Source organism: Streptomyces sp. MB09-02B (assembly GCF_033794485.1).
Lineage (GTDB): Bacteria > Actinomycetota > Actinomycetes > Streptomycetales > Streptomycetaceae > Streptomyces.
The window spans coordinates 1-10,119 of sequence record NZ_JARGEE010000336.1 but is presented as its reverse complement, the minus strand read 5'-3'; the positions used below and the strand labels follow the sequence as shown (position 1 = coordinate 10,119).

The window sequence follows — 10,119 nt, the reverse complement described above, 5'->3', positions numbered from 1 at the left end:
ATTTTTTTTTTTTTTCTAACAGAAAACGGGATTAGAGATTTTGGTCCTGCTTCGGGGCTCGGGAATTGGTTTAAGGGGCCGGAACGGGGCGTCCAGGAGGTCCCCGTAGAGATCCCCGGCGACGGCGCGCGCGTGGTCGCACTCCCCTGCCAGCAGCATGCGCAGCACCGCCGCACCGATCCGCTGCTCGGCGGCGTGCAACGAGCCCGACCGCTCCGTAGTGAGGGTGAGGAGGGCGATCGCGGAGTGGACGGCGTACCGCTCGGCCGTACCGAGCGCCGCCGCCGTGCCGACGGCGAGCGCGGCGCGGGCCCGGCGGCCGGTGCCGAGGGAGTGCAGTTCGACGCGGTCCTCGCCGCCGACGACCGCGCTGGCCGGAGCGGGCCGGTCGCGCAGCCGTTCGACATCGGCGACGAGCCGCCCGGCCCGCCGCTCCGCCCACTCGGGCGCCACCGCGACGACCGCGCCGGAGGCGTCGTACAGCGCCGCCCACCCGTCGACCTGCCCGGCGAGCGCGCCCAGCAGCCCCTCGGGACCGGCGGCCAACGCCTGTCGGGTGAGTTCCCGCTGCGCGGCGAACCCCGCCGTCACCGCCCGGTACTGCTCGGCGGCGATCGCGGCCGACACCGCCTTGCTGATAGCGAGGAAAGGCGTACGCCGGGGCACTTCCAACAGGGGCAGCCCCTCCCCCTCGGCCGCGTCGACGAGCGCCTCGGGGATGTCCTCGTAGTGCACCCCGACGGCGAACCCGAGCCCGACGACCCCGGCCCCCACCAGCCGCCGTACATAGCGCCGCATCGCCTCCGGATCCTCCGCGTCCAGCTTCAGCGCGGTGATCAGCAGCAGCTCCCCGCCCTCCATGTACGGCACGGGGTCGGCGAGCTCACTGGCGTGCGCCCAGCGCACCGGCACGTCCAGGCGGTCCTCGCCCGCCCGCACGGTCAGCTTGAGCGCGGAGTGGTGGACGAGCGAGGCGAGCGTCGGGGGCATGGGACCTTCAGGTCGACGACGGAGGTGCGGGATTCGGGCGGGGCAAGGGACAAGCAGACGCCTCTTGGCCGCCGCGTATGAACGGACTGTCCCGATTCTGCCTCACCGTACGATCACAAGTCCCACGCACCGCACACCGAATGGCTCAAATCGAACGCCGCCCCGACGCCCCTCGACCCGCCCCGCTCAGCCCCGCAGGTCCACCAGCAACGGCGGCGCGTGCTCGCCCCGCACGTTCGTCAGTGACAGCACCGCGTGCCCCGGCGGCACCCCGTGCGCCAGTTCGGACGCGGACCACCGCTCCCGCTCCACCTGCCGCACGGTCACGGCCCGCGCGGTGGGAGCGTGGCCGGTCATGACCCGCCGCAGCGCGTGCCAGGCCTTGCCCGCCGGGGAGTCGGCGATGATCTGACGGTCGGTGACGTCCCTGGCCTCGGTCCACTCCTTGCCCCACACCTCGGCGAAGTCCTGCCCGTCCCACGGGGTGAGCCCGGACAGCGCCATCCGGCAGCCGGTGGCACCGAGGAGCGGCCCGCGCAACGGCCGGGGCACGTCGTCGAGGGTGCGCAGGGTGAGAACCGCCCCCGCGTTGGTGGACCGCAGCCGCTGGATGCCGCGTACGGCCTCCGGCGTGACCACCCCCGTGGCGTCGTCCAGCACGAGGCAGGCGAACAGCGACCGGTCCTCCCGTACCGCGACGCTCGCGGTGAACTGCGCGAGCACCAACCGCGCCAGGATGCGCGAGGCGTCGGCGTGACCGCGCTCGGGGAGGTCGATCCGGACCCGTACGGGGTGGTCGAGGGCCCGCAGGGAGAAGGGCCGGGACTGGCCGGAGGTGTCGAAGAACCCGGCGAAGGCGGGCCGGTCGAGCAGGGCGACCCGGTCCGCCAGGAGGGCCCCGAGGTCCCCGGGGTGCGCGAGCTGGCGTTCCCGCGCGTCCAGCTCCCGCAGCAGCGACTCCTGCCCGGCGTCCTGGAGGCCCTCGCGCAGCTCGCCCAGCGGGCCGGGGGCGCCGTCCAGCAGCTGCCGCAGCTGCGGCACCGACGGGAACCGTCCGTGCACCGCCTTGAACGGGCCGAGCAGCTGGGCGAGGACCGTGGTGGAGCGCCGGCTGTCGCCGCCGGGGTGCGGGTCGGCGAGATCGCCGACGAGCGCCTCCGCGAGGACGGCCGCCGCCTCGTCGGGGTCGGTGGTCCCGCCGTAGAGGTCGAGGTCGTACACGGACTCCGGGTTCCCGATCCGTACGACGACGTCGTACGCGTCGACCGGTCCGAGCCCCGCCCCCGCCGCGCCGACGACCACTACGGCGGCCCGACCGGCGAGCGCGTGCAGACACAGCGACTCGGCGACGGGCCAGACGACACTGCCCGTCTTCCCCGACCCGGCGGGCCCGACGGCCAGCAGGGACGTGCCGAGCAGGTCCGGGCCGAGGGCCAGACCTGTGCCCCGGTAGGCGTACGGGTTGCGCGGGTCGTCGACGGTGCCGCCCAGGCGGACCTGCCCGGTGACCAGGTCGTGCCGGGCCAGCCGGGCTGGCAGGTCGCGCTCTCCGGAGGGGTGCAGGCACGCGGCCGCCCCGTCCTTCAGCACGGCGCCGGTGAACGTGGCCAGACTGTGCCGGCCGCTGCGCACGCCCTGCCACGCCCGCATGATCCGCGCATGGTCCACGTCCCGCATCAGCCCGGCCCCCGCCTCGGCGACCAGCCGCTCGGCCGCCTCCCCGGCCCCGGCCTCCCGGAGGGGGTTCCACTGGGCGGGGTCGTCCTGGGGCGGCGGCACGACCTGCCGCTCCCGGGGCTGCCGGAAGCGCGAGGCGCCGTACCGGCGCCAGACCTCGCCCCAGCGGCCGAGCCGCCCCACCCCGATCATGATCGCCAGGGCGACGACCGCGTACCAGACGTAGCTGAGGACCACGGCGGAGTAGGAGTGGGCCGGTGCCCAGGAGTCCGGGATCATCGCGTAGAGCGGCACCAGCCACCAGCCGCCGAGGTAGCCGTTCCAGAGCAGGGACCAGATCAGCCAACCGACGAGGAAGGCGATCAGGGCGCCGCCCAGCAACTGCCGCGCGGGGACGGTCTCCGGCTCCTCCTCCGGCCGCGGGCGGTGGCCGAACCGCCACACTCCGGGCGCCGCGTCGGGCCGTGGCGTCCGCAGCCAGGACAGGAAGGCGTTCCCGTCCGGCCTGGGCGGCACGCCCGGCATGCCCGGCGCTCCCGGAGCCCCGGTCGGCATCGGCGGCACGGGAGGTGCGGCCGGCACCTCCGGCGACCCCGCCGGACGCGGCACAGGATTCGCATGTGTGCCCCGCGCGTCCCGCGTCCCGTCGCTGTTCATCGCGCTTGCCCCCTGACCAGCCGTTCCGTCCACCATCAGCGAGCCAATCTAACGCTCCCGCATGGGGAGTTCACCGTTTACGCGGCCGGGCGGACCCGAGTGCTCACCGTTTACGCGGCCGGGCGGACCCGAGTGCTCACCGTATTACGCGGCAGGGCGCACACCCGTGCCCACCGTTCCTCCCTGTCCAACCCGGACAAGACGAACACCCGACAACGCCCACATGGAGCATGCCCACCCACCGGCCGTCGCCCTAGCCTGCGAGAAAAGAAGCCAAGACGTCCGCACCATCCCAGGAGCCCCACATGAGCGCACTTCCGCAGGAGCGCCGCGTAGTCACCGCCATCCCCGGACCGAAGTCCCAGGAACTGCAGGCTCGTCGTGTCGCCGCCGTCGCGGCGGGCGTGGGGTCGGTGCTGCCCGTGTTCACCGCGCGCGCGGGCGGCGGCATCATCGAGGACGTCGACGGCAACCGGCTGATCGACTTCGGCTCGGGCATCGCCGTCACGAGCGTCGGCGCGAGCGCGGAGGCCGTGGTCCGCCGGGCGACCGCCCAACTCCAGGACTTCACGCACACCTGTTTCATGGTCACCCCGTACGAGGGCTACGTCGCGGTCGCCGAGGCTCTCGCCGAGCTCACCCCCGGCGACCACGCCAAGAAGTCCGCGCTCTTCAACAGCGGCGCCGAGGCCGTCGAGAACGCCGTGAAGATCGCCCGGTCGTACACCAAGCGGCAGGCCGTCGTCGTGTTCGACCACGGCTACCACGGCCGCACCAACCTCACGATGGCGCTGACCGCGAAGAACATGCCGTACAAGCACGGCTTCGGCCCGTTCGCGCCCGAGGTGTACCGCGTGCCCGTGGCGTACGGCTACCGCTGGCCGACCGGGCCGGAGAACGCGGGCCCGGAGGCCGCCGCGCAGGCGATCGACCAGATCGCCAAGCAGGTCGGCGCGGAGAACGTGGCCGCGATCGTCATCGAGCCGGTGCTCGGCGAGGGCGGCTTCATCGAGCCGGCCAAGGGCTTCCTGCCCGCGATCAGCAAGTTCGCCTCCGACAACGGCATCGTCTTCGTGGCCGACGAGATCCAGTCCGGCTTCTGCCGCACCGGCCAGTGGTTCGCGTGCGAGGACGAGGGCATCGTGCCGGACCTGATCACCACCGCCAAGGGCATCGCCGGCGGTCTCCCGCTCGCCGCCGTCACCGGCCGCGCGGAGATCATGGACGCGGCACACGCGGGCGGCCTGGGCGGCACCTACGGCGGCAACCCCGTCGCCTGCGCGGGCGCCCTCGGCTCGATCGAGACGATGAAGGAGCTCGACCTCAACGCCCGGGCGAAGAACATCGAGGCGACGATGAAGGCGCGCCTGACCGCCATGGCCGAGAAGTTCGACGTCATCGGGGACATCCGCGGCCGCGGCGCCATGATCGCCATCGAGCTGGTCAAGGACCGTACGACGAAGGAGCCGAACCCGGAGGCGACCGCCGCGCTGGCCAAGGCCTGCCACCAGGAGGGGCTGCTGGTCCTGACCTGTGGCACCTACGGCAACGTGCTGCGCTTCCTGCCGCCGCTCGTCATCGGCGACGACCTCCTGAACGAGGGCCTCGACATCATCGAGCAGGCGTTCACCCGCATCTGAGACCCGTCCGAGAGGGCCGGACACCTCCGCGGAAGCCCGTTTCCCGCACGGCGCCCGCATACGGAATCCCCCACCCGCCCCCGACGTCCCACGCTTCCCGGAACCGGAATCCGATCCCGGATTCCGGTCCCTGTGGACAAGCGTCAGAGGGCGTGAAGAAGGTGTGCAAGGTGCATGTCGGGTCGCGATTCCGCCTGTCCCCGCCGCGCTCCCTGCCGTAGGTTCTGACGCAGATGAGAGATACACCCCGCCCACAGGGGACTGTGGGTGACACCGGGTCGGGGCCTCCCCAGCTTCGCCCTGGTCGTGCCCTCGCGCACACACCCGGAGCTTCCGGCTCCGGATCTCCTCACCGATCGGATGGCCGCCCGCCCCAAACCCCCCGGGGCGTGCGGCACACCGATCCGGACGGCCGTCCTCGAACCACCCCCCCTGTTCGAGGACGGCCGACCACCCCCTCGGGCCGCAGCGCCGCTCTCCTCCTTCTCGGCGGCGCCCCGGCCCTTCTTTTCACCCTGATCACCTGGCAGGTCCTCGCGCGCGGCCCGCTGGCCCGCCTGGACGAACGCCTCAGCGACTCCCTCGTCCACCGGGGCGCCCCCACACAGTTCCTCGCCGACCTCGGCAACATCACGGTCGCCGTCCCGGTCCTCGCCCTGGCTCTTCTGTTCGTCGCACGGCGTACGCGTGCCACCGGTCGGGACCACTGGTGGCGGCCGTCCGCCGCCGCGGCCCTCCTCATGGCGGCCGTTCCCCTCTGGGTGGTCCCGCTCAAGGAGCTCATCGCCCGCTCCGGCCCGCCGATCATGGGCCCGGGCACGGGTTTCTACCCCTCCGGCCACACCGCGACGGCCGCCATCGCTTACGGCGCCGCCGTCCTGCTCCTGTGGCCCTGGCTGCGCGGCACCCTCGCGCGCCGTGTGGTCGTCGTCCTCGCGGTCGTCCTGAACATCGGGGTCGGTTTCGGCCTGGTGCGCCAGGGCTACCACTGGCCGCTCGACGTGGTGGCGAGCTGGTGCGTGTGCGCGCTGCTGCTCTCCTCGCTGTGGTTCGGGGTGCGGCGCCGCCGCGCATGACGTTCGCCGACTACCTCCGCCAGGCGTCCGTTCGACATTCGTTCGGCATCCGTTCGATGTCCGCTGCCGCGTCGGCCGCACGGGCGGCCGACGAGAGCGCGGCGCGGCCGGGGGACGGCCGCTCGTCACGACGCGGGGCGGTCGGCCCCGGCTACCGGTCCTCGTCCCTCGCCAGGCTCGCCGCCGCCTCGTGCATGGCCAGTTCGAGGAGGGCCGGGTCGGTGAGGGTGCCGCTGCCGTCCGGCGGGACCAGCCAGCGGACGCCGCCGGTCTGCCGGCCCGGGTACGGCACCACGATCCAGGTGCCGCCGCCCGCGCTGCGCACCCCCGTGCCCAGCCACCGGGACGCCGTGCCCGGCGGGACGAAGAACCCCATGCGGTCGTCGCCGAAGTCGACGAGCACGGGCCCGGGTTGGTCGATGATGCGAGTCAGGACGTCGAGCGTGGGATAGCCGAGTTCGCCCGGCAGGATCAGCACGTCCCAGGCCCTGCCGGCCGGCAGCAGGGCGACCCCCAGGGGGTTGCGCTCCCACTCCCAGCGGCAGGCCTCGGGATCCGGTGACACGGATGCCAGCCACTCGACCGCCGTCTTGGCCCCAGTCATGACAGGGACCTTCCTCTCTCTAGAGCTCCTGCGGACGCGGTTTCGCGTCAGGAGCACAGACAGAGGTTCCGGCCGGGCATTACGCGGGTTCCGACCACTTCTTGGTGGTGAATGGCGTAACCCGGTCGGACAGGGCGTACGCCTGTTGATCACTTGTGCGCCCGCACGCCCCGTCGACCACGGGTCGCGGTGCTCATGTCCTCAGCTGTCGAAGCCCAGCCCCAGCCGGTCCATGGCCTTCAGCCACAGGTTGCGGCGGCCCGCGTGGGAGTCGGCCCGGGCCAGGGACCACTTGGTGAGGGCGATGCCGGTCCAGGCGAACGGCTCCGGCGGGAAGGGCAGCGGCTTCCTGCGCACCATCTCCAGTTCGGTGCGCTCCGTGCGCTCCCCCGCGAGGAGGTCCAGCATGACGTCCGCGCCGAACCGGGTGGCGCCCACGCCGAGCCCGGTGTAGCCGGCCGCGTAGGCGACTCTGCCCTGGTGGGCGGTGCCGAAGAACGCGGAGAAGCGGGAGCAGGTGTCGATGGCGCCGCCCCAGGCGTGGGTGAAACGGACGCCCTCCAGCTGCGGGAAGCAGGTGAAGAAGTGCCCGGCGAGCTTGGCGTACGTCTCCGGCCGGTCGTCGTACTCGGCGCGCACCCGGCCGCCGTACTGGTAGACCGCGTCGTAGCCGCCCCAGAGGATCCGGTTGTCGGCGCTGAGTCGGAAGTAGTGGAACTGGTTGGCCGAGTCCCCGAGCCCCTGCCTGTTCTTCCAGCCGATCGACGCGAGTTGCCCGGCGGTGAGCGGCTCGGTCATCAGGGCGTAGTCGTAGACGGGGACGGTGTACGCGCGGACGCGCCTGACCAGGCTGGGGAAGATGTTGGTGCCGAGCGCCACCTGCCGGGTACGGACCTGGCCGTAGGGGGTGCGGACGGCCATGCCGGTGCCGTACGCCTTCAGGTTCAGCGCGGGCGTGTGCTCGTAGACCCGGACGCCGAGGTTCAGGCAGGCCCGCTTGAGGCCCCAGGCGAGTTTGGCGGGGTGCAGCATCGCGACGCCCCGGCGGTCGTGCAGGCCGGCCTCGAAGGTGGGTGAGGCGACCTGGTCGCGGACGGCGTCGGCGTCCAGGAACTCGATGCCGTCGGCGAGGCCCTTGCGGGCGATCTCGTCGTACCAGTCGCGCAGCTCCCAGGCCTGGTACGTCTCGGTGGCGACGTCGATCTCGCCGGTGCGTTCGAAGTCGCAGTCCAGGCTGTGGCGGGCGACCGCCGCCTCGATCTCGTCGAGGTTGCGGGCGCCCAGTTCCTCCAGCCTGTGGATCTCGTCCGGCCAGCGGGCGAGGCCGTTGGCCAGACCGTGGGTGAGCGAGGCGGCGCAGAAGCCGCCGTTGCGGCCGGAGGCGGCCCAGCCCACCTCGCGCCCTTCCAGCAGGACGACATCCCGTCCCGGGTCGCGCTCCTTGGCGTTCAGCGCGGTCCACAGTCCGCTGTAGCCGCCGCCGACGACCAGCAGGTCGCAGGTCTCGGCGCCGGTGAGCGCGGGCTCGGGGTGGGGCTTGCCGGGGTCTTCGAGCCAGTACGGGACCGGCCGTGCGTCGGAGAGAGACTTTGTCCAACGGTTCATGGCGCTCGGGGCCATGATTTCAACTCCCTACAGAGTCATCGAAACGAGCGGCGCTTATGCCTTCTGCCGCTTTCTGCGATTTCCGATGGCCATTCCGGCCACCACGAACAGTACGGCGACCAGGAACATGGCCGTACCGATGACATTGATCTGGACGGGTGTGCCGCGTTGCGCCGAACCCCAGACGAACATGGGGAAGGTGACGGTCGAGCCCGCGTTGAAATTGGTGATGATGAAATCGTCGAAGGAGAGCGCGAAGGCGAGCAGCGCGCCCGCCGCGATGCCGGGTGCGGCGATCGGCAGGGTGACCCGGACGAAGGTCTGCACGGGCCCGGCGTAGAGATCGCGCGCGGCCTCCTCCAGCCTCGGGTCCATCGACATCACGCGTGCCTTGACGGCGACGACGACGAAGCTGAGGCAGAACATGATGTGCGCGATGAGGATCGTCCAGAATCCCAACTGCGCACCCAGGTTGAGGAACAGAGTGAGCAGCGAGGCGGCCATCACGACCTCGGGCATCGCCATCGGGAGGAAGATCAGCGAGTTGACGGCGCCGCGCGCCCGGAAGCGGTACCGCACCAGGGCAAAGGCGATCATCGTGCCGAGGGCGGTCGCGCCGAGGGTCGCCCAGGCGGCCAGCTGGAGGCTGAGCAAGAGCGAGCCGCACAGGTCGGCGACACCGCACGGGTCGGTCCAGGCGGCGGTGGAGAATTCCTGCCACTCGTAGTTGAAACGGCCCTTGGGCTGGTTGAAGGAGAAGACCGTGACGACGATGTTCGGCAGGAGGAGATATCCGAGCGTCAGCAGTCCCGCGATGACGACGAGCCGACGCTTGAGCCATTTGACGAAGGTCATTTAAACCAGGTCCTCCGTCCCGGACTTGCGGATGTAGACCGTGACCATGAGCAGAATCGCGGCCATCAGAAGGAAGGAGAGCGCCGCCGCCGTCGGATAGTCGAGGATCCGCAGGAACTGGCTCTGGATGACGTTGCCGATCATCTGGGTGTTGGTGGAGCCGAGGAGTTCGGCGTTCACGTAGTCGCCGCTGGCCGGGATGAACGTCAGCAGGGTGCCGGAGACCACGCCGGGCATGGAGAGCGGGAAGGTGACCTTGCGGAACGTGGTGAACGGTCGGGCGTACAGGTCGCCGGCCGCCTCGTGCAGTCGTCCGTCGATGCGTTCGAGGGAGGTGTAGAGCGGCAGGATCATGAACGGCAGGAAGTTGTACGTGAGGCCGCAGACGACGGCGAGCGGGGTGGCCAGCACCCGGTCCCCGGCGGTGAGGCCGAGCCAGCTGGTGACGTCCAGGACGTGCAGCGTGTTGAGGGCGCCGACGACCGGGCCGCCGTCCGAGAGGATCGTCTTCCAGGCGAGGGTGCGGATCAGGAAGCTGGTGAAGAAGGGCGCGATCACCAGGATCAGGATGAGATTGCGCCAGCGGCCTGCCCGGAAGGCGATCAGGTAGGCCAGCGGGTAGCCCAGCAGCAGACACATGATCGTCGCCGAGCCCGCGTAGAGCACCGAGCGCAGGAACTGCGGGTAGTACTCGCTCAGCGCGTCCCAGTACGTCGCGAAGTGCCAGGTGACCCGGTAGCCCTCCTCCAACGAGCCCGTCTGCACGGACGTGGAGGCCTGGTAGACCATCGGCATCGCGAAGAAGACCAGCAGCCAGATCAGACCGGGCGCGAGCAGCAGGTACGGCGTCCAGCGGCCCCTCTTTAGTATGTTCCTTATACACATCTAAGGCTGCCGCGGAATGCCCTTGGGTAACACCCGGGGGGCGCCCTACAATACAAAAAAAAAGTCGAAGCAGATAGAATAAGATAGAATGCTGCAAACAACCAGATACATAAAACAAAACAAGAGGAAA

General features: G+C 71.0%; 7 protein-coding genes and 1 pseudogene. 2 read left to right on the top strand and 6 right to left on the bottom strand.

Annotated features, from left to right (window positions below):
- Positions 1–78: 78 nt before the first annotated feature.
- A pseudogene (locus P1P70_RS33360) lies at positions 79–990 on the bottom strand (PucR family transcriptional regulator ligand-binding domain-containing protein); the annotation flags it as partial.
- Between the two features lie 186 nt (positions 991–1,176).
- Positions 1,177–3,324, bottom strand: a complete 2,148-nt coding sequence (locus tag P1P70_RS33355; protein ID WP_319244476.1) for an ATP-binding protein — start codon at positions 3,322–3,324, stop codon at positions 1,177–1,179.
- A gap of 305 nt (positions 3,325–3,629) precedes the next feature.
- On the opposite strand from P1P70_RS33355, the gene gabT reads away from it, so the two are divergent.
- Positions 3,630–4,964: a 4-aminobutyrate--2-oxoglutarate transaminase gene (gene gabT, locus P1P70_RS33350; protein ID WP_319244474.1), complete on the top strand. Its 1,335-nt coding sequence runs from the start codon at positions 3,630–3,632 to the stop codon at positions 4,962–4,964.
- 389 nt (positions 4,965–5,353) lie between these two features.
- The gene (locus tag P1P70_RS33345) at positions 5,354–6,040 is read left to right on the top strand and encodes a phosphatase PAP2 family protein (protein WP_319244472.1); all 687 of its coding nucleotides are present in this window, start codon (positions 5,354–5,356) and stop codon (positions 6,038–6,040) included.
- A gap of 151 nt (positions 6,041–6,191) precedes the next feature.
- Here the strand turns inward: P1P70_RS33345 and P1P70_RS33340 are convergent, their stop codons facing one another.
- The 4 genes from P1P70_RS33340 to P1P70_RS33325 form a co-directional block, all read right to left on the bottom strand.
- On the bottom strand, positions 6,192–6,644 hold the full coding sequence (locus tag P1P70_RS33340; protein ID WP_319244470.1) for a hypothetical protein: 453 nt from the start codon (positions 6,642–6,644) through the stop codon (positions 6,192–6,194).
- 201 nt (positions 6,645–6,845) lie between these two features.
- The gene (locus tag P1P70_RS33335; RefSeq protein WP_319244468.1) at positions 6,846–8,264 is read right to left on the bottom strand and encodes an FAD-dependent oxidoreductase; all 1,419 of its coding nucleotides are present in this window, start codon (positions 8,262–8,264) and stop codon (positions 6,846–6,848) included.
- 39 nt (positions 8,265–8,303) lie between these two features.
- Positions 8,304–9,104, bottom strand: coding sequence for an ABC transporter permease (locus tag P1P70_RS33330; protein ID WP_319244466.1), 801 nt, complete (start codon positions 9,102–9,104; stop codon positions 8,304–8,306).
- A complete protein-coding gene (locus tag P1P70_RS33325; RefSeq protein WP_319244464.1) occupies positions 9,105–9,989 on the bottom strand; it encodes an ABC transporter permease in 885 nt (294 codons plus the stop codon).
- Between the last annotated feature and the right edge of the window lie 130 nt (positions 9,990–10,119).

Coding starts and splice junctions, on each gene's coding strand:
- gabT (WP_319244474.1), top strand. CDS start 3,630: ATGAGCGCACTTCCGCAGGAGCGCCGCGTAGTCACCGCCATCCCCGGA.
- P1P70_RS33335 (WP_319244468.1), bottom strand. CDS start 8,264: ATGGCCCCGAGCGCCATGAACCGTTGGACAAAGTCTCTCTCCGACGCA.
- P1P70_RS33340 (WP_319244470.1), bottom strand. CDS start 6,644: ATGACTGGGGCCAAGACGGCGGTCGAGTGGCTGGCATCCGTGTCACCG.
- P1P70_RS33330 (WP_319244466.1), bottom strand. CDS start 9,104: ATGACCTTCGTCAAATGGCTCAAGCGTCGGCTCGTCGTCATCGCGGGA.
- P1P70_RS33325 (WP_319244464.1), bottom strand. CDS start 9,989: ATGTGTATAAGGAACATACTAAAGAGGGGCCGCTGGACGCCGTACCTG.
- P1P70_RS33355 (WP_319244476.1), bottom strand. CDS start 3,324: ATGAACAGCGACGGGACGCGGGACGCGCGGGGCACACATGCGAATCCT.